At 59.0% G+C, this 23,622-nt stretch carries 26 protein-coding genes, 3 pseudogenes and 1 riboswitch; of the genes and pseudogenes, 17 read left to right on the top strand and 12 right to left on the bottom strand.

What is annotated here, in order from left to right; all coding sequences use genetic code 11:
• Window positions 1-20: 20 nt before the first annotated feature.
• Both BJ928_RS31405 and BJ928_RS31410 read left to right on the top strand, forming a co-directional pair.
• Entirely contained in the window at window positions 21-857 is an 837-nt protein-coding gene (locus BJ928_RS31405; protein ID WP_047634206.1) for an ABC transporter substrate-binding protein, read from the top strand.
• Window positions 858-954: 97 nt separating this feature from the next.
• Window positions 955-1,629 (top strand): 4-carboxy-4-hydroxy-2-oxoadipate aldolase/oxaloacetate decarboxylase, encoded by a 675-nt coding sequence (locus BJ928_RS31410; RefSeq protein WP_047634207.1) that lies wholly within the window; start codon window positions 955-957, stop codon window positions 1,627-1,629.
• A gap of 261 nt (window positions 1,630-1,890) precedes the next feature.
• Here BJ928_RS31410 and BJ928_RS31415 read toward each other — a convergent pair whose 3' ends face one another.
• From BJ928_RS31415 to BJ928_RS31440, 6 genes and pseudogenes are all read right to left on the bottom strand, one after another.
• Entirely contained in the window at window positions 1,891-2,169 is a 279-nt protein-coding gene (locus BJ928_RS31415) for a hypothetical protein (protein ID WP_047634208.1), read from the bottom strand.
• A pseudogene (locus tag BJ928_RS31420) lies at window positions 2,166-2,437 on the bottom strand (helix-turn-helix domain-containing protein). The gene BJ928_RS31415 and the pseudogene BJ928_RS31420 overlap by 4 nt, the downstream one beginning before the upstream one ends.
• 276 nt (window positions 2,438-2,713) lie before the next feature.
• Entirely contained in the window at window positions 2,714-3,667 is a 954-nt protein-coding gene (locus BJ928_RS31425) for a sugar-binding transcriptional regulator (protein ID WP_047634209.1), read from the bottom strand.
• 21 nt (window positions 3,668-3,688) lie between these two features.
• Window positions 3,689-5,155 carry an FGGY-family carbohydrate kinase gene (locus BJ928_RS31430; protein ID WP_047634210.1) on the bottom strand — a complete coding sequence of 489 codons (1,467 nt, stop codon included), beginning with the start codon at window positions 5,153-5,155 and terminating at the stop codon, window positions 3,689-3,691.
• Between the two features lie 67 nt (window positions 5,156-5,222).
• Window positions 5,223-6,179 (bottom strand): transketolase family protein, encoded by a 957-nt coding sequence (locus tag BJ928_RS31435; RefSeq protein ID WP_047634211.1) that lies wholly within the window; start codon window positions 6,177-6,179, stop codon window positions 5,223-5,225.
• Window positions 6,179-6,988 carry a transketolase gene (locus BJ928_RS31440; RefSeq protein ID WP_047634278.1) on the bottom strand — a complete coding sequence of 270 codons (810 nt, stop codon included), beginning with the start codon at window positions 6,986-6,988 and terminating at the stop codon, window positions 6,179-6,181. Before BJ928_RS31440 ends, BJ928_RS31435 begins: the two co-directional genes overlap by 1 nt.
• Before the next feature lie 223 nt (window positions 6,989-7,211).
• On the opposite strand from BJ928_RS31440, the gene BJ928_RS31445 reads away from it, so the two are divergent.
• The 7 genes from BJ928_RS31445 to ribB all read left to right on the top strand — a co-directional run bounded on the left by BJ928_RS31445 (window position 7,212) and on the right by ribB (window position 14,141).
• Window positions 7,212-8,192: an ABC transporter permease gene (locus BJ928_RS31445; RefSeq protein WP_047634212.1), complete on the top strand. Its 981-nt coding sequence runs from the start codon at window positions 7,212-7,214 to the stop codon at window positions 8,190-8,192.
• Between the two features lie 117 nt (window positions 8,193-8,309).
• On the top strand, window positions 8,310-9,239 hold the full coding sequence (locus BJ928_RS31450) for a sugar ABC transporter substrate-binding protein (RefSeq protein ID WP_047634213.1): 930 nt from the start codon (window positions 8,310-8,312) through the stop codon (window positions 9,237-9,239).
• A 28-nt stretch (window positions 9,240-9,267) separates the two neighbouring features.
• Window positions 9,268-10,746 (top strand): sugar ABC transporter ATP-binding protein, encoded by a 1,479-nt coding sequence (locus BJ928_RS31455; RefSeq protein ID WP_047634214.1) that lies wholly within the window; start codon window positions 9,268-9,270, stop codon window positions 10,744-10,746.
• 20 nt (window positions 10,747-10,766) lie between these two features.
• The gene (locus tag BJ928_RS31460) at window positions 10,767-11,555 is read left to right on the top strand and encodes an SDR family oxidoreductase (protein ID WP_047634215.1); all 789 of its coding nucleotides are present in this window, start codon (window positions 10,767-10,769) and stop codon (window positions 11,553-11,555) included.
• 4 nt (window positions 11,556-11,559) lie between these two features.
• Entirely contained in the window at window positions 11,560-12,297 is a 738-nt protein-coding gene (gene tpiA / locus BJ928_RS31465; protein WP_047634216.1) for a triose-phosphate isomerase, read from the top strand.
• A 75-nt stretch (window positions 12,298-12,372) separates the two neighbouring features.
• A complete protein-coding gene (locus BJ928_RS31470) occupies window positions 12,373-13,155 on the top strand; it encodes an SDR family oxidoreductase (RefSeq protein ID WP_047634217.1) in 783 nt (260 codons plus the stop codon).
• A gap of 100 nt (window positions 13,156-13,255) precedes the next feature.
• Window positions 13,256-13,402, top strand: a riboswitch (FMN riboswitch).
• Window positions 13,403-13,514: 112 nt separating this feature from the next.
• Window positions 13,515-14,141, top strand: coding sequence for a 3,4-dihydroxy-2-butanone-4-phosphate synthase (gene ribB / locus BJ928_RS31475; protein ID WP_047634218.1), 627 nt, complete (start codon window positions 13,515-13,517; stop codon window positions 14,139-14,141).
• A 50-nt stretch (window positions 14,142-14,191) separates the two neighbouring features.
• Here ribB and BJ928_RS31480 read toward each other — a convergent pair.
• Window positions 14,192-14,497 (bottom strand): annotated as a pseudogene (locus BJ928_RS31480) (homocysteine S-methyltransferase); the annotation flags it as partial.
• A 126-nt stretch (window positions 14,498-14,623) separates the two neighbouring features.
• Window positions 14,624-15,334 carry an SDR family oxidoreductase gene (locus BJ928_RS31485; RefSeq protein ID WP_047634219.1) on the bottom strand — a complete coding sequence of 237 codons (711 nt, stop codon included), beginning with the start codon at window positions 15,332-15,334 and terminating at the stop codon, window positions 14,624-14,626.
• A gap of 83 nt (window positions 15,335-15,417) precedes the next feature.
• Here BJ928_RS31485 and BJ928_RS31490 point away from each other — a divergent pair, with 83 nt between their 5' ends.
• From BJ928_RS31490 to BJ928_RS31500, 3 genes are all read left to right on the top strand, one after another.
• Complete coding sequence (locus BJ928_RS31490) at window positions 15,418-16,326, top strand: LysR family transcriptional regulator (RefSeq protein WP_047634220.1); 909 nt, start codon at window positions 15,418-15,420, stop codon at window positions 16,324-16,326.
• A gap of 235 nt (window positions 16,327-16,561) precedes the next feature.
• Entirely contained in the window at window positions 16,562-16,855 is a 294-nt protein-coding gene (locus BJ928_RS31495) for a hypothetical protein (protein ID WP_047634221.1), read from the top strand.
• Entirely contained in the window at window positions 16,852-17,145 is a 294-nt protein-coding gene (locus BJ928_RS31500; protein WP_047634223.1) for a type II toxin-antitoxin system RelE/ParE family toxin, read from the top strand. Before BJ928_RS31495 ends, BJ928_RS31500 begins: the two co-directional genes overlap by 4 nt.
• An 815-nt stretch (window positions 17,146-17,960) precedes the next feature.
• Here the strand turns inward: BJ928_RS31500 and BJ928_RS31510 are convergent.
• The 3 genes from BJ928_RS31510 to BJ928_RS31520 all read right to left on the bottom strand — a co-directional run bounded on the left by BJ928_RS31510 (window position 17,961) and on the right by BJ928_RS31520 (window position 20,309).
• A complete protein-coding gene (locus BJ928_RS31510) occupies window positions 17,961-18,737 on the bottom strand; it encodes a molybdopterin-dependent oxidoreductase (RefSeq protein WP_047634224.1) in 777 nt (258 codons plus the stop codon).
• Complete coding sequence (locus BJ928_RS31515) at window positions 18,734-19,594, bottom strand: cytochrome b/b6 domain-containing protein (protein ID WP_047634225.1); 861 nt, start codon at window positions 19,592-19,594, stop codon at window positions 18,734-18,736. Before BJ928_RS31515 ends, BJ928_RS31510 begins: the two co-directional genes overlap by 4 nt.
• A gap of 127 nt (window positions 19,595-19,721) precedes the next feature.
• Window positions 19,722-20,309: a hypothetical protein gene (locus BJ928_RS31520; protein WP_245432645.1), complete on the bottom strand. Its 588-nt coding sequence runs from the start codon at window positions 20,307-20,309 to the stop codon at window positions 19,722-19,724.
• 284 nt (window positions 20,310-20,593) lie between these two features.
• Between BJ928_RS31520 and BJ928_RS31525 the strand changes: the two genes are divergently transcribed.
• The 5 genes and pseudogenes from BJ928_RS31525 (at window position 20,594) to BJ928_RS31540 (ending at window position 23,205) form a co-directional block, all read left to right on the top strand.
• The gene (locus tag BJ928_RS31525; RefSeq protein ID WP_047634227.1) at window positions 20,594-21,151 is read left to right on the top strand and encodes a sigma-70 family RNA polymerase sigma factor; all 558 of its coding nucleotides are present in this window, start codon (window positions 20,594-20,596) and stop codon (window positions 21,149-21,151) included.
• Window positions 21,138-21,779, top strand: a complete 642-nt coding sequence (locus BJ928_RS31530; protein WP_047634228.1) for a DUF1109 domain-containing protein — start codon at window positions 21,138-21,140, stop codon at window positions 21,777-21,779. The genes BJ928_RS31525 and BJ928_RS31530 overlap by 14 nt, the downstream gene beginning before the upstream one ends.
• 166 nt (window positions 21,780-21,945) lie before the next feature.
• A pseudogene (locus BJ928_RS39475) lies at window positions 21,946-22,065 on the top strand (RNA-binding protein); the annotation flags it as partial.
• A 158-nt stretch (window positions 22,066-22,223) separates the two neighbouring features.
• Window positions 22,224-22,523 (top strand): hypothetical protein, encoded by a 300-nt coding sequence (locus BJ928_RS39480; RefSeq protein WP_245432637.1) that lies wholly within the window; start codon window positions 22,224-22,226, stop codon window positions 22,521-22,523.
• On the top strand, window positions 22,405-23,205 hold the full coding sequence (locus BJ928_RS31540) for a hypothetical protein (protein ID WP_147413962.1): 801 nt from the start codon (window positions 22,405-22,407) through the stop codon (window positions 23,203-23,205). Before BJ928_RS39480 ends, BJ928_RS31540 begins: the two co-directional genes overlap by 119 nt.
• Window positions 23,206-23,332: 127 nt before the next feature.
• Here the strand turns inward: BJ928_RS31540 and BJ928_RS31545 are convergent, their stop codons facing one another.
• Window positions 23,333-23,590 carry a plasmid stability protein stbC gene (locus BJ928_RS31545; RefSeq protein ID WP_047634230.1) on the bottom strand — a complete coding sequence of 86 codons (258 nt, stop codon included), beginning with the start codon at window positions 23,588-23,590 and terminating at the stop codon, window positions 23,333-23,335.
• Window positions 23,591-23,622 lie beyond the last annotated feature (32 nt).

The following is a 23,622-nucleotide window of genomic DNA, read 5'->3' on the forward strand; positions in this document are numbered from 1 at the left end:
CAATAACAAGGAGAACAGCAATGAACTGGAAATGCTTCACCGTGACATTGGCGCTTTCCGGCGTCGCCATTGCCTTGCCGGCCAAGGCAGATCAGCTCGACACCATCATGTCGGCAAAGACGCTTCGCTGCGCGACCTATGCCGACGTGCCGCCATTTGCCTCGCCTGACCCGAAAACCCGGGAAATGGTCGGTTTCGATGTCGATCTCTGCAAGGCGATTGCAGACGAACTGGGTGTAAAGGCCGAGATCAAGCCTATCTCGGTCGAGGCGCGAGTTCCCGAAGTGAAGCTGGGCCGTGTCGATATAACGGTCGCCAACCTTGCCTATACGCTGAGCCGCGCCGAGCAGATCCAGTTCAGCGACCCCTATTACATCGCCAAGGAAATGCTCATCGTTCCCGCCGATGACGCCGGCAAGACGAAGGCCGATTTCGAGGGCAAGCGTCTCGCATCGACCAAGGGTTCGACTTCGGAACTGGCAATCAAACTCAACAAGTCCGACCCGTTGACCTTCCAGGATACCGGGTCTGCCTATCTCGCCGTTCAACAGGGCAAGGCGCGCGGCCTCGTCGCCAACACGATGACAACGACGCTGCTCGTCAACGAATCCAAGACCAAGGGCAAGCCGATGCGCATGATCGACGAACCTTTGCTCCTGGAGCCTGTCGGGATCGGCATGCAAAAGGATCAGCCGGCGCTGACCGCAAAGATCAACGCGATCCTCCACAAGCTCGACGGTGATGGCGAGATCAACAAGATCTGGGAGAAATGGCTCGGGGCCAATACCGAGTACAAGATGACACGCACCGAAAAGGTCGTACCGATTACCGAACTGAAATTTGATCCGATCCCCTGACGAAGGCTCGCTTAGCCGGTCAGTTATCCATCCGAAAATTGTCATCGATTAGAGGCGGTGGGCGCGCCCGCCGCCGGCTTAACCATGGGAGGTTTCCGTGACCCACATCAAAGATATTGCCAAGCGCCCGAGCATGGCCGACATCGACGCGCTCGCTAAATTCTCGCCAGCAACGATCCATGAGGCTCAAGGTCGCCGTGGCGCGTTGTCCTCGCGGCTGAAGCCCGTAGACTACCGAATGAAGCTCTGCGGCCCGGCGTTCACGGTGAAATGCGCGCCGCGTGACAACATCATGCTGCAGCTTGCGATCAACTACGCCAAACCCGGTGATATCATCGTCGTTTCCGCAGGGGAGTATGAGGAAGCCGGCTCGTTCGGTGATGTGCTCGCCAATGCCTGCCTTGCCAAGGGCATTGGCGGCCTGGTGACCGATACAGGCGTGCGCGATACGCTGCAGCTGAGGGAGCTCGGATTTCCGGTCTTCTCGCTCAGCGTCTGCATCAAGGGCACGGTCAAGGAAACGATCGCGACAATCAACGACCCGGTCATCGTCGGCGGCGAGATCATCAATCCCGGCGACATCGTCGTCGGCGACGCTGACGGGCTGGTCATCGTTCGTCAGGGGGAGGCGCAGGACGTTGCTCGCCTCTCAGAGGTTCGTGAAGAGGCCGAGGCTGGCTACATCGAAGCCTACAAGCAAGGCAAGTCAGTCATCGAAGTCAGCAAGCTCGAACCTGTGCTGAAGGCTAAAGGTCTCATCCTTGATATCTGAGCAACCGCTGTTTGGCCTCTTTACGGCCAGGAAACTCCGGCCCGAGCTGGCTCATAAACCTACGATGGTTCAATAAGTGGACAATTCTAGTTTGGGTTAGCTTAGTTTAACATGCGTACGTCACCGGCTCTGTGGCGGGGCCAACTCGCTGTCCGACCGACTTGAGGATGCAAGCTGCCCTCAAGAAGGACGACTTCCGCTGTCTGCTTCTTCCGAAAACGGAAATAATTTCCGTTTTCGGCACGGCTTCGGTTTCTGCTTTCATCGCCAGTTGCGGTTTTGTGCCTGAATCCGCCCGCATCGTTTTTGAACGTTGCGGGAGATACGTTCGAGGACTCTCGTCGGATCTCCCGCCATCGCAGCGATTTGCGGCGCTATGTCTTCACAGGTAGTGTTGATAGCCTCAACAAGCTCCTCCACCCGCCTGAGCGTCGGGAAGGTTGAGTGGTGCGCTTCCCAGGCTGGATCGTAGTCTAGCCTCCATTCGTCTTGGAAGGTTAAATGGATAACGGGGAGGGTTTCATGGAAAATAGTTGTCATCGACCCTCACCGAAGGTCGGCAGAAAGCCGAGGTCATCGTCATACACAGCCGGGCCCACTGGACCGTCCTAAGATCGCCAATCCCGATGCCGACAGCCCGCGCCACGATCAGCGCTTTCTCAAGCTGGCAATTCGGCTGGCCGGACTCGAGTTCGACGATGAAGCGTTCGCCCGTTCCGGCGCGGGCGGCAAGCTCGGCCCATGTCCAGCCGAAGCCTTTGCGTTTTCCCCGAACGGCGGCGCTGAACTTGCGTGCGGACCTGAACATCGACCATCTCCTATGGCGGCTTACCGAACGGAAGATTCGTAAAACACGATGCCATTCTTACTGATCGGGAAGTGACGATAAGGGCTGCCAGAGACCATCCCGAGCGGTAAGCCTTATCTCTTGCAGCGGAGGTACAGAACGGGGTCGGTGAAATTCGTCTCTCTCTCTCTTCCGCTCTCTTGCAAGACAAGGCCTGAAGCAACAACAGGACCATCGGTTCTTATCTCTTCAAGAGCAGCAACCCTCGATTGAATGCGAGTGACGATCCTGCCGATCTCATGCCTCGATTAGGCGCTCGGCGCTGAACTTGTCCGTAATCAGCGTATCGATAACCCCGATCCTCAAGGCACCGGCGATTGCCGCCGTCTTCTTTGCACCGCCCGCAAGCGCGATGACCCGATCGACCCGTTCGAGGTCTTCAAGAGGCAAGCCGATGACGCGATCATCGAGCGGCGTCTTTACAGGCTTGCCGTCCTTGTTGAAAAACCGCAGCGATATATCGCCGACCGCACCTGCCTCGGCAAGGTCGGCAAGCTCCCGTGACGAGAAGATATTGCCGGATCTTGCCAGCAATTCTGATGGCTCGACGGCGCCGATGCCGACGATGGCGAGCGTGATGCTGCCGAAGAGGTCCATCGTCTCCCGCACGAACGGGTCCGCCTGCATCAGGAGTTTGGCCTCGCGCGAGCTTGTCACACCCTGCACGGGAAGAAGCTTTGGCTCCGCACCCGTTAGCCGTGCGAGGCGGGTGGTCAGCTGAGTGGCATGCGTCTGGACCGACGGATCGCCCATGCCGCCAAGCGTCTGGACGACATATTTGGCCTGGGCACTTTTTTGCGGATGAATATTTTCCACCATCCTGAAAATCGTCTGGCTCCAGCTCGACACGCCGATGATTTCGCCGGGTGCGAGCGTAACCTCCAGAAGATGCGCGCCAGCCTCGCCGATCCGGGCCATGATGGCTCCGTCCCGGTCTTCGGTGCATTCGACGACGATCGCCTCGGGGAGGCCGTACCTCTCGCGTAGCGCTCCTTCCAGGTCGCTATAGGTGCCCACTGGCGGAATGACGCTCGTGCGCACGATGTCTTCCGCTTCGGCCCGTTTCAGCATGCGCGAAACGGTTGCCTGCGACAGGCGAAGATGTTGCGCGATATCCGCCTGCCGCTTGCCCTCTATATGGTACATCTGGGCAACTCTTGAGATGAGGCGGAGTTCGTTAAGGCGAGCCATCGTTGATCCCGGGGTGAATTTTTATTCACCTTTAACCGGAGTTGTCGGCAACGTCGAGCGGGCCAGCGCATCATTCCACCTGTTCAGGAGGGTCGTATCGTCGATGGCTTCCGGCTCGATGACTTCGGTGTTTCGCGGAAGTGTCGCTATAGCATCGAGATCCGGCCAGAGGCCGATAGAAAGACCGGCAAGATAAGCTGCTCCAAGCGCCGATGCTTCCGGCGCTTCGCACTGGATGACAGCGTGTCTTACCAGGTTCGATACGCATTGCATGAGGAAGCGGTTCCGGCTCGGTCCACCATCGACGTAAAGCGTGCCGAGTTCGCCGCCGCTCTGCGCACGCATCGCCGTGATGACGTCGCGCACCTGGAGTGCGATCGAGTCAGTAACCGAGCGGGCCATCTGCGCGCGGGTGGTGCTGAAATTGATCTGCGAGAAGAGCGCGCGCGCGTCGGAATTCCAGTGGGGCGCGCCGAGCCCGACGAAGGCGGGTACGAACCCCGGACCATCTGGCTCGGCGGTCGCGGCGAGGTCGACAAGCGATGCAACGTCCGGAAGGCCCAGAATGCTCGCCATCCATGGCAGGCTTGCGGCACACACAAGAATGTTGCCCTCGAATGCGTAGGTCGGCTGCCCGTCAATGCGCCAGGCAACGGTCGTCGTAATGCCATTGCGTGGCGCGATGAAGCGGGGAAGGGTGGTCATGACGGAGGACCCGGTTCCGAAGGTCGCCTTGCCATCGCCCGGCTTGAAGGCTCCGTGGCCGAACAATGCCGCATGGCTGTCGCCGATGGCCGATCTGATCGGCGTGCCATCCGGGACGCCGGCAAGACCATGCGTAGCGCCAAAATCCGCGGAACTGTCGAGCACTTCGGGAAGGAGCCGGATATCGACCCCGAAGATACTACCGAGCTCCTCGCTCCAGGCTTGGCCCTCTAGGTCGAACAACTGACTTCGCGCGGCATTCGAGGCGTCGCAAACATGGCTGCGGCCGCCGGTCAGGCAATGAATGAGCCAGCTATCGATCGTTCCAATGCGGACTTTTCTCCCATGCGGGATCCGATCGAGGAGCCAGCGGAACTTCGGGCCAGGAAACATAGGATCGAGCGGAAGGCCGGTCAGCGCCTCGACACGCTTCAGGTGCCCATCGGCGATGAGACGCTGGCAATCCGCTGCGGTGCGCCGGCATTGCCAGCTCAACACCGGGCCAAGCGGCTTGCCTGTTTCGGCATGCCAAACGGTAACGGACTCGCGCTGGTTGGAGATTGCTACCGCTTCGATTGTCACGCCAGGCGCATCTTGCAGGCAAAGTTCGATCGCTTCGCGCACGGACGCATGGATTCGATCCGGATCCTGCTCGACCCAGCCCGGCTCCGGATAGGAGATTCCCGCCGGGGCCGAGCCCCTGGCAACGATGTGTCCGCTTTCGGAGACCAGCACCGCCTTGGAATTGGTGGTCCCCTGGTCGATTGCCAGAATGGCCCGCATCATACCCTCCACTGATAACAACGCTCCGGGGCGGCAGTCCGCCCCGGCTCGAATGCGCGCTTATGGCCTACTTGCGCTTGATAAGCGCTTGCGCGGCGTCCGCAATAGCTGATGGAGCCATGCCGAATTCGTCGAGCAGGAATTCGGCCGAGCCGGTTGGTGCGTAGACGCCGGGAACACCAAGGCGCGTCATCGGCACGGGAGCATTGTCGACAACAACTTCGGCCACAGCCGATCCCAGCCCGCCAAAGATCGAATGCTCTTCCGCCGTCACGATCGCGCCGGTTTCGTTTGCCGCCGCAATGACGGCATCTTCATCGATCGGGCGGACCGTGGCGAGATTGAGCACCTTGGCCTTGATGCCACGCTGCGCGAGAATGTCGGCGGCCTTCATCATGCGATGGGTCAGCGTTCCGTTTGCGATGAGCGTGACATCGGAACCTTCACGCAGGAGATTGGCCTTTCCGAGCTCGAACTTGTGCCCTTCCGGCAAAAGGTCGGGCACGCCAACGCGCGACAGGCGCAGGAAGCAGGGGCCGTTATAGCTTGCCGCCCATTCCACTGCGGCGGCCGTCTCGATGCGGTCGCAGGGTGCGATCACGGGAAGGTTGGGCAGAACGCGCGTCCAGGCGAAATCCTCGATCGAATGATGGGTAGGGCCGAGTTCGCCATAGGCCATTCCGGACGAAATGCCGACGAGCTTGACGTTGGCGTTCGAGTAGGAAATGTCGGCCTTGATCTGCTCGAGCGATCGGCCCGTCAGGAACGGCGAGGCGCCGCAGACATAGGGGAGGCGCCCGCCATTGGCGAGGCCCGCACCGACGCCGACCATGTTCTGCTCGGCGATGCCGACATTGATCAGGCGATCGGGAAACTTGGACTTGAAGCCGCCGAGCTTCGAAGATCCAACCGAATCGTTGCAGACTGCAACGATCTTCTCGTTCTCGGCGGCAAGGCGTTCGAGCGTCGATGCGAAAGCGTCTCGGCAGTCATGGAGCTTGGGTGCGTTCACGGGCGCATTCATTAAAGTGCCTCCGACAATTCTGCCAATGCGATTTCATATTGTTCCTTGTTCGGAACCTTGTGGTGCCAGTCGACACGGTCCTGCATGAAGGAGATCCCATGTCCCTTGTTGGTGTGCGCGACGATGCAATGCGGACGGTCGCTTCGATGCTCGAGCGCCGGGACGACCTCGCGCATGGTGTTGCCGTCGATTTCGCTGACATTCCAGCCAAAGGCTTCGAGCTTCGGGCGGAGCGGGGCGATGTCGTTCGTATCCGAAAGCGCTGCGCCTTGCTGGAAACGGTTGTGGTCGACAATGAGGGTGAGGTTATCAAGCCGGAACTGCGCTGCCGCCATGATCGCCTCCCAGTTGGAGCCCTCCTGCATCTCGCCGTCGCCGGTGATGACATAGGTATGGTAGCCAGCGCCCGATAACTTCGCCGCCTTCGCCATGCCGACGGCAACCGGCAGACCGTGCCCGAGGGGGCCGGTGTTGGTTTCGACGCCCGGCACCTTGTTGCAATTGGGATGACCATTGAGTCGCGAATGCGGCTTCAGGAAAGTCGCGATTTCCTCTTCCGGAATGAAGCCGCGTTTTGCCAGAGTGACGTAGAGCGCACATGCCGTATGTCCCTTGGACAGCACAAACCTGTCCCGATCGGGATGTTTCGGCTGATCCGGCCAGATGCGCAGCACGCGGAAGTACAGCGCAGTCAGTAGATCGATCACGGACATCTCGCCGCCAATATGTCCCGCACCTGCTTCATAGACTGCCTGGAGGTCTCGCAGGCGTATCTGGCGAGCAATGCGTTCAAGTTCGGAAGGCTCCATTGTTTCCTCGCGTGAATAAATATTCATGTATTTATATTTTTGCACAGGAAGGCTGTTAGTCAAGCCCTTAGCGGCAGGTTGTTGTCAAATCGGGTCGAAAGGACTCTGTTGACAGCGCCAAATCGAGTTGGTAATGAATTTTCCAGCATATGTGAATAAATATTCTAGTTTGAAGATTTAGCAGCCAGGCATGGCCGCTGGCCTCGGACCCCTGGGAGGAATGATGGTGGCGATCGACGTCAATGAACAGAGCCGTCCGTCCGTGACATGGCTAAGAAAGCTTACCGGCGCGACCGGGCCGCTTGTTGGATTGCTCGCTCTTTGCGTTTTCCTAAGCCTCAGCACCGATGCGTTTCTCTCGCTCCGCAACGGCCTTAACATCCTCGATCAGATCACCGTGCTTGGCATCATGGCCGTCGGCATGACCTTCGTCATCCTGATCGGCGGTATCGACCTTTCGGTTGGTTCGGTGCTTGCGCTTGCCATGATGGTCATGGGCTGGGCGGCAAATATTGCCGGCCTGCCGCTCGTTGCGGGGATTGCAGTGGCGCTCGTCGCGTCCGCCGCCAGCGGGCTGATCGTCGGACTTCTCGTTACCCTTTTCAGGGTTCCAGCCTTCATCGCGACGCTGGCGATGATGTCCGCCGCGCGCGGCGTCGCGAACATGATCACCGACGGCCAGCAGATCGTCGGGTTTCCCGACTGGTTCATGATGCTGGCAATCGACCGTCATTTCGGCGTTCTGACGGCAACGGTTTTCCTGATGCTCGCGGTCGTCGCTGTGGCCTGGGTATTCCTTCACTTCCGCTCCGAGGGGCGCATGCTTTATGCCGTCGGCGGCAATCCGGAAGTTGCGCGTCTCGCCGGCATCAATGTCCAGCTCGTGACGATTGCCGTCTATGTCGCAAGTGCGGTGCTTGCCGGTCTGGCCGGTATCGTGCTGGCGGCCCGCCTCGACTCCGTTCAACCGTCCAGCGGCTTTGGATATGAACTTGATACGATTGCGGCCGTCGTCATTGGCGGAACCTCCCTTTCCGGCGGATCCGGCGGCATTGGCGGAACGCTCATCGGAGTCTTGATCATCGGCGTCCTGCGCAACGGCCTCAACCTGCTCAATGTCTCGCCATTCCTGCAGCAGGTCATCATCGGCATTGTCATCGTACTCGCGGTCGGTGCGGAAACGATCCGCCGGCGGCGCGCCTGATAGTCGGGTCCGCGCCCGGCGGTCCCTAACGATTTCCTCTCCGACAAGGTTTGGAGCGGATCATTTGCCCGAGGGGGAGGACTACCCAAGGGTTCATTGCAAAAAGGAGGACATAAAATGAAACTTTTGCGTATTCTTCTGGCCTCGGCCGCAGTGCTTTCGTTGTCGCTCGGCTCCGTTCAGGCAAAAGACACGAAGAAAATCGGCCTGGCTGTCGCAAACCTGCAGGCAAATTTCTTCAATCAGATCAAGCAGTCGGTCGAGGATGAAGCCAAGAAGCGCGGCATTCAGGTCGTGACCGTGGATGCCAAGGGCGATGGCCCGACCCAGATCAACCAGATCCAGGATCTCCTGACCCAGAATATCGATGCCTTGATCTACATCCCCGCAGGCGCGGCGGCGGCAACGGTTCCGGTCAAGCTTGCCAAGAATGCTGGCATTCCGGTCGTCAACGTCGACCGCAACGCCGATGGCGCCCCCGGCGACACCTTCCTTGCAACGGATTCCGTCGCGTCGGCCAAAGCCGTCTGCGATTACATCCTCAAGCAAGCTGGCGGCAAGGGAAAGATGGTGATCATTCACGGTCAGAAGGGCACGACGCCGGAAGTCGATCGCAGCAAGGGTTGCGCTGAATCGCTAAAGGCAAATCCCGGCGTGAAGGTCGTTGCCGAGCAGTATTCCAACATGTGGGCCCAGGATGAGGGCTTCCAGATCATGCAGAACATGCTGCAGGCAAATCCGGATGTGTCGATCGTGTTTGCGCAGGCCGACGCGCTTGCACTTGGCGCAGCACAGGCGATCAAGGTAGCAAACCCGTCACAGAAGATCGTCGTCGGCGGCTTTGACGGTGATACTGCGGCTCTGGAAGCACTCAGCAAGGGTGTTTTCGACGTTACCGCGACCCAGCAGACCCAGAAAATGGGCCGCGACGCGGTCGCTAATGCCGTCAAGCTCGTCGCCGGCGAGAAAGTGCCCCCGGTGCAGCTCATGGACGCCACACTGACGACCAAGGAAAACGTGGCCGGCTTCATCGCCAACCATCCCTAATCGTACCGAGGTCTTGAGGAGGTATGCCGTGACTGAGCCCGTTCTTTCACTGCGAGGCATTAGCAAGCGCTACGGACCGCTTCAGGTGCTCAAGAATGTGGATCTGGACGTCCATGCCGGCGAAGTGGTTGCGCTTCTTGGCGAAAACGGGGCGGGCAAATCCACCTTGTCTGGCATTATTGCAGGGTCACGCACGCCCTCCGAGGGAATGATGACATGGCTGGGGCAGCCCTATGCCCCAGCCGCACCGCGCGACGCGATCGACAAGGGTGTAGTCCTGATCCACCAGGAATTGCAGCTCCTGCCGCATCTGTCGATCGCTGAAAACGTCTTCATCGGGCGATGGCCGATGAAGAACGGAGTTGTCGATCGCCCCCAGATGATCCGGCGCGCGCAGGAACAGCTTGCGCGGCTGAACCTGCATATTCCGGCGACGCGCAAGGTCGAAGGTCTCTCGACGGCCAATCAGCAGCTCATCGAAATCGCCAAGGCATTGGCCCTCAATGCCAAGTTGCTGATCCTTGACGAACCGACCGCCGCGCTCGGAGGAGCAGAGACGGAGGCCCTGTTCGAGCAGGTAAGAAAGCTCCGGTCAGAAGGTGTCGGCATCATCTACATTTCGCACCGCATGGAGGAGATCAAGCAGATCACCGATCGCATTGTCGTCCTGCGTGATGGCGAGCGTGTCCAGGAGTTTGCCGACAGTGCCACCCCGGTTCGGACCATCGTCGAGAGCATGGTCGGCCGTTCGCTGGACCGGCTGTTCCCGACGCTTCCCGAGCCGACGGGCCGGGCGGTGCTGCAGGTCAACGGACTGACCTCGCCTGACGGGTCCTTCCAGGATGTGACGTTCGATGTTCGGGCCGGCGAGATTCTCGGCATTGCCGGGTTGGTCGGTGCCGGCCGCACGGAACTCGTGCGTGCCATTTCCGGAGCAGATCCGACAAGCGCCGGTTCGATCAGGCTCGAGGGCGAAGAACTCAAGCTTCGCGACCCGGCAGATGCGATCGCAAAGGGCATCGTCATGGTACCCGAGGATCGCAAGGAACAGGGCCTCGTCGTCGGCCATCGCATCAGCGAGAACATCGTCTACGCCAATCTCGACAGGCTCGGTGGGCGCTGGATTACCTCGCGCATGAAGGGCAACTTCGCCGAAAAGGCCGTGGCGAAGTTCGGCGTCAAGGGCCGCGCCGAGCAATATGCCTCCGACCTGTCCGGCGGCAACCAACAAAAGGTCGTCATCGCCAAATGGCTGATGCGCGATCCCAAGGTCGTGGTCCTCGACGAGCCGACCCGAGGCATAGACGTCGGCGCCCGAGCCAGCATCTACGACATCATCGTCAACCTCGCCAAGCAGGGCGTGGCCGTCATTGTCGTCAGCTCCGATCTTGAGGAGGTTCTCGGCGTCTCCAACCGAATTCTCGTGCTTGCCCAGGGCAAACAGGCAGGCATTCTCAATCGTGACGAGGCTAACGATGTCTCCGTCATGGAACTTGCGACAATATAGACAAATAGAAAGGAAGAGCGGTGTCGGACATCACTCTGAACGCCCCGAAACTTTTCGATCTCCGCGGACAGGTCGCGCTCGTGACCGGAGCTGGAAGCGGCATCGGGCAGCGCATCGCAATCGGCCTGGCACAATGCGGCGCCGACGTCGCACTTCTTGATCGCCGCTCCGATGATGGCCTGGCGAACACGGCCTCGCATATCGAGGCGGCCGGTCGCCGTTTCCTCCAGATTGCGGCCGATGTCACCAGCAAATCTTCTCTTGCGGAGGCGGTTGCCCGCACCGAGGCGGAGCTCGGGGCACTGACGCTTGCCGTCAACGCCGCCGGCATCGCCAATGCCAAGCCGGCAGAGGAAATGGAGGAGGACCAGTATCAGACGTTGATGGATATCAATCTGAAGGGTGTTTTCCTGTCATGCCAGGCAGAAGCGCGCGCCATGCTGAAAAATGGACGCGGATCGATCGTTAACATCGCCTCCATGTCCGGCGTCATCGTCAATCGTGGCCTGAGCCAGGCGCATTACAACGCTTCCAAGGCCGGCGTGATTCACATGTCGAAGTCGCTCGCGATGGAGTGGGTCGGCCGCGGCATCCGAGTCAACACCATCTCGCCGGGATATACTGCAACGCCGATGAACACGCGTCCGGAGATGGTCCACCAGACCAAGCTCTTCGAGGAGCAGACGCCGATGCAGCGCATGGCGACCGTCGATGAGATGGTCGGTCCCGCCGTCTTCCTGCTATCGAATGCCGCGAGCTTCGTGACGGGCGTCGACCTGCTCGTCGACGGCGGCTTCTGCTGCTGGTGACGTCATGCGGAAACTGATTGCAGGCAACTGGAAAATGAACGGTCTCGCTTCCTCCCTGGCTGAGATCGAGGTGCTGAAGGGATTAACGGGCAAGGTGACGTGCGACATCGTCGTCTGCCCACCCTTCACGCTGGTGGAAAAGGCGGCCGAATGTGCTGCAGGTTCGGCGATTACCGTCGGCGCGCAGGATTGCCACGCGCAGACCATGGGTGCCTATACCGGGGACGTCTCTGCCGAGATGCTCGCCGAAATCGGCGCCCGCTTTGTCATCCTGGGACATTCCGAACGCCGCGCCGCCTACGGGGAAATGGATGGCGTAGTCGCGGGTAAGGCTGCCGCAGTCCACAAAGCAAGACTGGCGAGCATAATTTGCGTCGGAGAAACGCTAACAGAACGAAACGAGGGGAGGGCGGCTGAGGTGGTCTGTGCGCAGCTTGAAGGATCGATTCCCGACACCGCAACCAGTTCGAACACGATGATCGCCTATGAACCCGTATGGGCGATCGGTACTGGGCAGGTTCCGAGCCTTGCACAGATCGAGGAAATACACTCATCCATTCGGCAGATGCTCAAGGAGCGGCTGGGAGATGACGGAGGCCGGGTCAGGATCCTCTACGGCGGCTCGGTCAAGGCCCAGAACGCAAAGGCGATCTTTAGCGTTTCCAACGTCGATGGCGCTCTCGTCGGAGGGGCGTCGCTGAAGGCATCGGAGTTCGCCGGGATCATCCTGGCAGCCGACTGAAGTCGCAAATTACAGGTGGCGCGATCGACCATTTCATGGCGCCGTCATTAGCCAATACCGCAAAAGGAATGGGAAATGCTTCGCTTCGAAAACAAGACTGTCGTCATCACCGGCGCGAGCCGCGGTATCGGCGCGGCGATCGCCAAGCGGTTCGCGCGCGAGGGTGCCAATCTCGTGGTCTCGGCCAATGAGGATTCCATCCATGCGGTTGCCGATGGGATCAAGGCCGGCGGCGGAAAGGCGATTTCCTTCGTTGGCGATGTAACCGACAAGGTCAGCGTGAAGGGTCTTTACGAGGCTGCCGAAGCGGCTTTCGGCGTCGTCGACGTGTCGATCCAGAATGCCGGCGTCATCACCATTGCCCGTGTCGAGGATATGACAGAGAGCGAATGGGACAAGGTCATGGCCGTCAATACCAAGGGCGTCTTCCTTTGCGCCCAGGAGGCGATCGCCCGCATGCGCAAGCATGGTCGAGGCGGCCGGATCATCAATACCGCCTCCGGCCAGGCGCGCGACGGCTTCATCTACACGCCGCACTATGCTGCATCGAAGATGGGCGTCGTCGGCATTACCCAGAGCTTGGCAAAGGAAGTCGCGACCGAGGGCATTACCGTGAACGCCTTCTGCCCCGGCATCATCGAAACCGATATGTGGGCGTATAATGATCAAGCCTGGGGCAAGCTCTTGGGCAATTACGGTCCCGGCGAGCTCATGAAGGAATGGGTCGAGGGCATTCCGATGAAACGGGCCGGATCGGGCGAAGACGTTGCAGGTCTCGTCACTTTCCTTGCCAGCGACGATGCGGCCTATATTACCGGCCAGACGATCAATGTCGACGGTGGCCTGATCATGTCTTAGTTCGACAATCAGGAACGGTGCGTTCAACGGGCGGACCGGATTTTCGACAATTCGGAGATCGATGCCTCTTGCGGAACGAGGCATCGATCTCTTATCTTCCAATTGTTCTCAGGGCGGGGTGCAATTCCCCACCGGCGGTATGGGGATTTTCCTCGAGCCCGCGAGCGCCTTCCGGTTGCCGGAAGGGTCAGCAGATCCGGTGAGATGCCGGAGCCGACGGTCATAGTCCGGATGGAAGAGAGCAACGCAGGAGACGCTGCTTCATTGTGGCGTTCACATGCTTGTTCGCCCAAGGGAAAATGGTGGCTTTAACCGGCCATGCACGCCGTTCCAAGCGGCAACCCTTGAAAGGCAGGAAAATGGCAATTTCGAAAATTGAAGATGCGATCGCCGCGATTGCGCGGGGCGAGATCATTGTGGTTGTCGATGATCGAGACCGCGAAAATGAAGGTGATCTGGTGATTGCTGCCGAAGCGGTCACGCCGCAGGCAATCGCCTTCATGATGAACCATGCCCGTGGTCTCATCTGCGTTCCGATGGAGGGCGAAAGGCTCGACGAGCTCGATATTCCGCTGATGGTGCCGCGCAACACCGAAGTCCTGAAGACCGCGTTTACCGTATCGGTCGACTATATCCCGGAAACCACGACCGGAATATCCGCCGCTGACAGAGCTGCCACGGTTCGGGCTCTCGTCCGGTGCGGATCGCGTCCGGAGGAGTTTGCCCGGCCGGGCCATATCTTCCCGCTTCGCGCGCACCCAAACGGCGTCCTGTCGCGTCCAGGTCACACGGAAGCAGCCGTGGATCTTGCCAGGCTCGCTGGCCTTTCGCCGGCCGGCGTCATCTGCGAGGTGGCGAATGACGACGGCACGATGGCCCGTCTTCCCGAGCTTGAGGTTTTCGCCGAACGGCATGGTCTCCATCTTGTCACGATCGAAGATCTGATTGCCTACAGGTCTGCGGTTGCTCCCTTCAAGGCTGCCTGATCGTTTTCAGATACCGGCCCGCGGATGTGAATGCTGAAGGCAGGGCTCTCCTACTCTTCTTGAGAACTCAGGAGAGCCTTCTTCAGCCGATGAATATCATCGGCGCCGATCCCGCGGGCGCCGACCATCGTCACAGCGGCATCGGCCCATGAATAGGCGTCGTCATTTAGGTCCTCTTCTGTCGCATGAGGGATCTCGTTGGCGGCTGGCTCGTCTTGTTCCCCTTCGAACGCATTGCCATAAACGCCGATCTGGAGGTTGGTGCCGCTGTGCATGACTTCGGGTTTGCTGAAGTTGAACAGGAGTGCGCTCGCACCCGACGGGGCCGCCCATTGTGCCGCATCCTCCAACGTTTGGCCGGGGGAAGTTCGGGCGAGGCGTCATCCCTTTGCGCAGCGTCATCCACCACCAAGCGAAGCTTCAACTGCCGCCGTTTATAAACGATGCTTCATCGACATGATCAATTGATTTGTTTTGGGCTGTTATCGCAAGGTGTAGCCTCCATCGCAGTAAAGGGTGCTGCCGGTCATGTTGCCGTTGTCCAGAAGGAACAGCGCGGCCTGTGCCTGCTCCTCGACGGTTCCCGGACGCTTCAAAGCGCATAGCGTCTTCCAATGGTCGTAGGCGCTGTTACGGATGTCGTCGGGGCGGTTCCGCCAGAGATCGCTGTCTGTGGTTCCAGGCGAGAGGCAGTTCACTCTTATTGGTGCAAGTTCCAGCGCAAGTCCACGAGCCAGCCCTTCAAGGGCCGAATTGCATGCAGCATAGGCCGGAGCACCGATTGGCCGGACGGAGGCTGCTCCCGACATCAAGACGACCGATGCGTCGGGGTTAAGATATGGCAATGCAGAATGCACCGCCCAGTATTGGCCCCAGAATTTTGCCCGGAACAGTTCCTCGCTGCTCTCGAGCGCTCCGCTTGCAAAGGTGCCGGTGACGTAGGTGGCGGCCGGTGTGAAGAGGCCTGACAGGCGCGGCGATTGGCGAAAGAAAATCTCTAACGATGCGCGGTCGGTTATATCGACGACCCGGCCAGACGTCCGCTGCCCCAGTTCCTTCAAGGTTGAGTCCAGCCTTTGATGAGACCTCCCGCCGAGAAGAACGCGATCCCCACGTTCGACGAGCATGCGGGCAAGGGAGCGACCAATGCCGGACGTTCCTCCGATGATTGCATATGTGCGTGTGTTTTCCATGGAGTTAGAATATTGCAGCCTGTATGGCTAGAAAATAGCGTAAAATTCCGCCAATTTAGGAATTAAATTCGGTAATCTTTGGTATGGCTCATCATCCTGGCGACGAAATCGGTGTGTTCCTGGCGGTCTGTGAAAGTGGAAGCTTTTCCGCCGCCGCCGAGCGTCTGCGCCTGTCGCCATCCGCGGCTGCCAAGGCGGTGGGGCGTCTTGAAAACCGTCTGCGCATCAGACTGTTCCAAAGAACGACGAGGCGTCTCAACCTCACCCTGGAAGGCATCGTCTATCGGGATGTCTGCAGGCAGGCCCGAACAGACATTTCGAGGGCGGAGGCGGAGATCGCACATCTCAGGCAGGAGCCGTCCGGCAGGCTGGTCGTCAGTCTTCCTCCTTTGTTCGGGGCGAAGATCATCGCTCCGGCGCTATACGAGCTATGTAGGCGGTGGCCGGCACTCTCGCTGGAAATATCCAGCTCGACTGAGCCAGTGGACCTTCCTGGCTCCGGCATCGATCTCGCCGTTAGGATTGGAGACCTCCCTGACGTCAATGCACTGGTCGCACGGCCTCTAGGCACGCAGCACATAGTGCTCTGCGCCGCAACGGAATACATCCGGCGCCGGTCGATGCCGAACAGCGTCGAAGAGCTTGGAGGCCACGATCTGATTGCCACGTCTCAGAAAGGCAGAGCGAGAGCGTGGCATTTCCAGCAGCGCGATGGAAGCAAGACGATCTGGCATCCCAAGGCCAGACTTCTGCTTGATGGAGGGGTTCTGACGCTGGGCGCAATTCGCGAAGGCCAGGGGATCGGCCTCGTTCCACGCTGGCTCGTAGCGCACGATCTGGCCCACGGCCGACTGCTTCCGATCCTCGACGATCAAGTATCCGGACACCTTCCCATAAACGCGATCTGGCCTGCGTCCCCGATACTCCTTCCCCGACTGAGGGTCGCTATCGACGCAATCGTCGAGGCGACCGCACCACTGCGGACAGGATGAGACGGTTCGGGCGAACTTCGCAGCGCATGCCAGAGATAGACAAGGCCTGTCCGAGGTAGGGGAATCGTTTCGCGCACGCCCATTGTGACGCCAAAGTGAGTTGGTCGTACTGTTTCTGGAATTGCCGCGCCAGAGGCACGCAAATCGGCATCGGCCGACAACTCGCCCGCGATGAAAGTGAGCGACAAAGGTAATGCTTTGGTATATACTTGGTATAGCAAAACAGGAGCTTGCCATGTCGACGAAAGCCGTTTTCACAATGAAATTGGAGCCAGAGTTGCGCGACACGTTCATGGCCGAAGCCGCCGCGGATGACCGGCCGGCGGCCCAAGTGCTGCGCGAGCTGATGCGGGAATATATCAACCGTCGCCAAGAGGCGCGACAGTACGATGACTACCTGCGTCGCAAGGTGGAGATTGCACGCAGACAGCGTGACGCGGGCATGCACGTTTCCAATGAGGAAGCTGAAGCCGAAGCGACGGCACGCCGTGCTGAACTGCGCCGCCGGATCGATAAGGCGGATCTGTGAAAGTCCGTTGGACTGCAGTGGCGCGACTGGATCGAGCGGACATTGTCGATTATATCGCAATCGACAATCCGCGTGCAGCGCTCAAGATAGACGAAGTGTTCAGCGAGGCGGCGGGCAAGCTTGGCGATTTCCCGACGCTCGGTCGTATGGGCAAGATCCCTGGCATACGTGAATTTATCCCGCATGAAAGTTATCGGCTTGTCTACGAAGTGGATGAAACTGGAAACACGGTATGGGTAATGGCGCTCGTATATACCGCCCGCCAATGGCCGCCGACCCGGGACGATTAACCGAGAGAATCGCGTCGGTGCGATCTACGCGATCACGGGCTCTCACGGTGCCGCCCATAAGCAGATTTTCTTCGCGCGCCAGCCACGATGTGAAACGAGATGACTCACTTAACCAGATTTCACGAAGGTCGATCCTTACGAGCTTGCCGAGATCAAATGCACCGATGCTTCGCCCATGTGGAAGCGGCCTGCTAGGCTCATCTCGACGTTCTGAAAACGTAGATTGAGGAGGTCGGTCGTCGCTTACGCAATGGGTGAGAGTTTTGCCGTCAGAAGCTCGCAGTTCTTATGCAAAAATCGGCCTCCTGTTCCGATAGTATTCAAAATGCTCGGGACGATAGATCAACAGTCGCCCAGATCGATTTCCGCTCCCTGCGCCGGACGCAGGAGGTGTTGCTTGTCCCGAAAACCTACGTCCCGTGCCGCAAACCATTACCCTGGTGGCAAACTGCCGGCTGTTCATGAAGCCCATGATATCGTTCGTGCCGCCATGGCACTCCGTGGTGAGAGCGCACCGACCGCTGTTGGATGCCGTTCTCCCCCAACGGCATCGCAATGTGTCACGAGACAACGGAAGGTCGACACGATCCGGGCGACAATCCGATCAAGGCGCGATCAGATGACATAACGAAGGTTGGCTCACGCGCTTCTGCCTTTGTTCCGCATCCGACGGCCTCGCTTACAAAGTATTGAATTTCATATTGAATTAATCCCAATTTCCATTTCGGTATGGCCCACGACTGCTTCAAACAGGCAAAGTAGATTGAGAAGCGGTTACAGTCGCAGCGCCCGATGCTTGACGTCTGGCAGACATCTCAAATGCCGGCATACCACTCGTAGCCACGATCCTCCCAGAACCCGCCATTGCCACCCCATAGATCATCGAACCGGTCGCGGATTTCGATGCGCATGACGTATTTCGCGTGTTTGTAGCCAAGATGGCGCTCGACGCGCAGGCGCAGGGGCGCGCCGTGCTCGACTTCCAGATCCTTGCCGTTAAGCGAATAGGCGAGGATCGACTGCGGATGAAAGGCGTCAATCAGGTCGATGCTTTCATAGTAGCGGCCGCTGCCGTCGAGCGTCTGCTCCAGCTCGTCCGCACAATAGAAAACCGCGTAGCGGGCACCCGGCTTCAAACCCGCAGTCTGCAGGATCAGTCCAAGAGGAACGCCCTGCCATTTGCCGATAGCGCTCCAGCCTTCGACGCAGTCGTGGCGGGTGATCTGTGTGCGGGAAGGCAGTTTCTTCAGATCAGCCAGCGAAAATTCCATTGGCCGGTTGACCATGCCGTCGATCTTGAGACGCCAGTCGGCGAACTTGGTTTCGACCATCTGGACATATTCGGCGCTGTTTGGCTGGGTTGATCCGTTCGGGTGGAAGCTCGGCGATATGTCGGCCTCCGTATATTCGCGGGCAAGCGTTTGCGGGGAAACGACGAGCCGCTGTGTGCCCATGGTTAGCCGCTCGGCCAGAGCGAGCACCTTCTGCACATGTTGGTTCTGAGAAATGTCATCGCATCCGGTCAGGCCCACGGCGCCCAGACTGGCGGCCGAGCCGATGAGAAAACTGCGGCGGGTGAAAATGGAGCTCATCGATCAGCCTCCTCGTTGATGATCGCATAGCGCCCGGTCACCATCGAACGCATGTTGTTCCAAAGACCGGAGAGAACGACCATCGCGACATGAACGACGACGAAGGCCACCAGGCTCCAGGCGGTGATGAAATGAATGGAGCGCGCCGATTGGCGTCCGCCGAAAATATCGAGCAGGAAGGGGTAGCCGGCATCTATCGCGGGCGACATGGTCAGCCCCGAAGCAATCATCAACGGCAGCAGGATGAAGATGACGATGAGATAGGTCAGCTTCTGCAGGGCGTTGTAGCGCCGCGCCTTTTCGCCTTTCGGGAAGCGCAGACGGGCGTGGTCCTTGATCTCGTGCCAGATATTGCCGGGAGCGACCTCCTCGCTCGTCGGCGTGAGATCGCGGCGCAAATGACCGCCGATCAGGCCGTAGGCGACGTAGACGAACCCGTTGATGACGAACAGCCAGGCAAAGAAGAAATGCCAGCGTCGGCCAGCCGCAAGATCCTGGTAGCCGGGCATCGTCGCCCAGGCCGGGAATGCGCGCGGCGTCATTTCGCCGTCGGCCGTGGAAGCACCGAGTATGCCGGTGGTTGTGATCGACAGCCGGCCGATGCGCAACGTCCCGGTGACATTGTCGCCATCCTGATTGCTGGCGATCTCGAACCAGGATGGATCTTCAACGGCGCCGTAATTGCCCCAATGCAATTGCGGATCGGCATTGAAGATCTGCATGCCGCTCATCAGCAGCAATGTCAGACACAGCACGTTGATCCAGTGGGTCATCCGCGTGAGGGCCGAATGCCGGCGGATGAAGATCTTGGCGGGGGGAGATGGCGGCGCGCAGCCGATCTGCTCGATGCTTGCCATGGATGGTTCTCCTGACTGTCGCCGGGAAGCGGCATCTGAAATTACATACTGCGACGAGGTCGCTGTCCATTGAGGTTGCCCGGATGCCATCGGCAACCGGGCAACCCGTGCTGTCGGCATGGACGCGTCACATTGGCGGTATGACGCCGTTTATGCCGACCAGAACACGGTCGGATTCAACCGTGTTGTCTCCGGCGGTCGTGCCATTGATGATAACGCCGGCGCCGGGTTTGATGTCGTCCTTCGTTGCCTTGCCGAAGGTGACGACCGGCGTGCCCGGCGGGATGGAGATCTTCTTCTCGCCGCCCTTGTAGGTGAGCGACAGGGTAGGTCCGTTGACCGAGGTAACGGCGCTGGCAACCGTCGCATTGGTCATCGAGCTCTTCGGCTTCAGATCCCAACCATAATCGCCCTCGCCGGTGCCCTTCATGGCGGCCGGGAATATCAGCACTTCAAGCGCGCCATTGATGCCGCTGTCGGTCGGAACGGAGGCGATGCCGACGAAGTCCCCGGGCTTGATATCTGTCACCGCGGCGTTGACGATGCCGTTGACGGCCCATCCGGACTTCAACTTGATGGTAACGTCCTTGCCTTCGCGTGATTTGACCATCAGCGTATCGCCGCTGAGGCTTTCCACGACACCGCGAACGCGCGCCTTGTCGGCGGCATGTGCGGATAGTGCGGTCACAGCGCCGAGCGCCAGCGCCATACCCATGATCTTCAACTTCGTGAGCGACATTCTGCTCTCCATATCTTCGATCTTCTCGACATGATCCCCATCCGGTTTTCTGGAGCGGGTAGGGTGATCGCTTTGGAAACGGGGCAATCCGCAAATGACGTCGTGTCGACGACAGCATGTTGTCCCTCAATTCCGCTTCCTCATTCGGCACCTTCGCGAATGCGTTACAGAGATCACGCCGTTGTGATCGCAAGAAGGGAGACAAAATATTCGCCTGAGGATGTAACAAAGAGCGCCGCTCAACGAATGACTGCCCGTGAATGACTAAATCGGTATCGGAACAGCTCCTGAAAGGTTTGATGCTTCTGTCGCTTGATGGCGATGAAGCTGCGTACAGGCGTTTGCTCGTTATTTTACGCGACCTGCTTTTGGCGTTTTATCGCAGGAGGCTTGGGTCCGATGCCGACCGCGACGCTGAGGATCTGGTTCAGGAGGTGCTTTTGGCAGTGCATGGCCGGCGCATTACCTACGATCGGGAACGACCGTTTACCGCCTGGTTCTTCCAGATCGCGAAATACAAGTTGATCGATCACTTCAGGGCAAATGGCGGCAAAAGAGACGTCGAAATTGCATTGGGAGACGAGATCGCCGCCGAATTTCGAGAGGAAGCGCTGTTTGCCCACCTCGACGTCGACCGTCTTCTCGATCAACTGCCCGCCAAACAGAGGGAGCTTCTGAGGCAGGTAAAGATCGCCGGAAAGACCACTGCTGAAGCCGCGATCGAAACGGGGCAGTCTGAAGCAATGGTTCGCGTCAGCATCCACCGGGGGATGCGCGCGATTGGACGTAAGCTGGGTTTTGCCAATGACGAAAAATGATGAATTCATCGAGGCTCTGGTGAGTGACCTCACCCCGGTTCGCCCTCATGCGCTGCGGATGCGGCTCGCACTTGCCATCGTTGTCGGCGTTGTCGGCGCGGCTGTCGCGCTGCTGATATCGCTCACCTTTCGCCCGCATCTGCACCATGTGACGGTTGCGGCGTTTTGGGTGAAGTTTTTATATACCGTCATACTGATGAGCGCGACGGTCGTCGCTCTTGAGCGGGTTGCGCGACCGGAAGGTTCGATTGGCCGCATGGTCCAGGTTTTGGCTCTGGCCTTCGGCGTCGTCGTGCTGCTGGCAATCGTCCAGCTCGGGCTGTCGCCAGCTTCATCCTATCCAGGTTTGATTATCGGATTTTCTGCGTCGTTTTGCCCGTTCCTGATCGTGGCTTTCGGCATTCCCTCTTTCTGTGCCAACATGTGGTTTCTCAGGCGCGCAGCCCCAACGCGTCCAGCGCTGGCCGGTTTCGTTGCGGGTGCCTGCGCCGGGGGCGTCGGCGGCTGGGTATATTCCTGGGCCTGCGTCGAAAACGGCATTCCGTTCATCGCGATATGGTACACGCTCGGCATCTTGCTGAGCGGGGTGGTCGGAAGCCTGGTCGGCAAAGTCAGCCTGCGCTGGTAGCCTCGTTTTCGCCTGCCGACTGGCCCACGCACGCGGCCGATCTGAAGCCGTCCCGGTTTTCTGACGGTGATGGTGATTGCAAGTGCAATCGAGGGAGACGATAAGGCTTTTTCGCGTTATGAATGGCAGTTATTGATCCTACCAATCAGACGCCGAGGTCCTGCACATGGCTTTGAATGTGCTCTTCATTGGCGGTACCGGCCAAATCTCATATCCCTGCGTCGAGCGTGCTGTTGACGAGGGACATCGCGTCAGTGTCTACAACCGCGGCCTGAGGGGCGACCCAGCGATCCATCGGCTGCGGAGCGTCGGGGGAAGGCCGTCATGTACGAAGTGATGGCGCTTCTTGCTAGGTTGCTGCCAGAGTTTCCCGATAAATGAGGCAGACTACCTTCGCTTCTCTATCTCTTCCTGCTCGATCGCTACGGGATTCGCATTTCCGGTGTGCAGGGACAGATTGCCGCTGATATGGCAATTGAAGAGGATGGTCGTTTGCTGCAGCTAAGGCCGCCGATCGGCGTGCTCACGGTCGACGAAGTGGCTTATGATCAGTCTGCGGTTCCCATGTTCGTCGCAAAGCATCGTGCGACGACGAGAAGCCACCGCTACGTGCATGAGGTTCAATATGCAGCATCAGGCAGTTCAGCATTCCTATCGGAGGGCGTTCGTTGGGACGGCAGCGATCGCGTTCCTCTATCTGCTCGCAATCCTGGTATCGTCGCGACAGACGCAAGACGCATTTAACGCCGGAAATTGGGGTTATGCGCTGGGGCCACCTGTTTTCGCGATGCTGATCGGTACGCTGATTGCCGGTTACTGGACGAACAAATCATCGAGCGAGGCTTCGTTTGTGCGCGCGGCGATGCGCGGCGGCGTGATCGCGCTGGCGCTGCTCGTTCTGGCACATCTTGGCGATGTCGCCGAGCAGCAGGAAAGGCAGGAGATCCAGGCCGAGGCGATCGCTAAATGGAAGCTCGAACCGATGCCGGTGCAGGTCACTTGGCCTAGCGGATGGCAGGTGGAGCCTGTGCAATTCAACGATAAGCTGTCCGGCTTCATGCAGGTGGCGAACAGGCAGACGGATGCGGCCGCGAGTTTCGTGTCGCTCGTCTGCGCGCATCCTTCGTCGCGGGCTGCCAACCAACCGCTGGATGAATTGCTGAAGGAAACGGCAGACGGATTTTTTGGACAGTTCAAGAAGGAGAACATCGAACTTGTTGCCGGTACATCGTCCGATGCGGCACTCGGCGATTATCGAGGACGGCGGGTTGAGTTCGACAGCAAGAGCGATACGCTCCTGCTGCACGGAGAAATCGTTGCTGCCCATGGACCATCCTGCCTGTTGCTGACGATTGCCTATCACGCGGGCCAACCCTATGACGCGATCAAGGATGTCATCGATAGCTTCAAGGCTTCAATTAAATAGGCGCGGCTTAGCTGCAAGACTCGTTCTGCAAAGAAATCAGATAGTTATGCTGCAAAAAATTTGAGAATTGGCAATTAAAGCAAGAAAGCCACTCAGGTCTTGCCACTCTATCTGGGATTCGTTCCCGTCATGGAAAACTCATGGGTTCGGTCGGAGTCTTAGCGCGGAGCTGGTTGAGGCGCTCTGTTTCTGTGTCGGTCAGTCCGCCAGCCTCACGGGTAATAGTTGTCAACAAAGTGAGGAGTTTCAGACGACCTTCCGGCTTGGGCGCCTGTTCCAGAATGCTGCGGATCTCGGCTTCGGTGCTATGCCTGTGCAGGGCAGCGCGGACGCGGATGGCACGATGCACCTCATCTGGGACATTGCGAATTGTGATAGATCGCATTGCTCTATTGCCTCCAATATGATTGCGCTACT

The sequence above is a fragment of the Rhizobium sp. WW_1 genome (assembly GCF_003610155.1).
GTDB classification, from domain to species: domain Bacteria; phylum Pseudomonadota; class Alphaproteobacteria; order Rhizobiales; family Rhizobiaceae; genus Rhizobium; species Rhizobium tropici_A.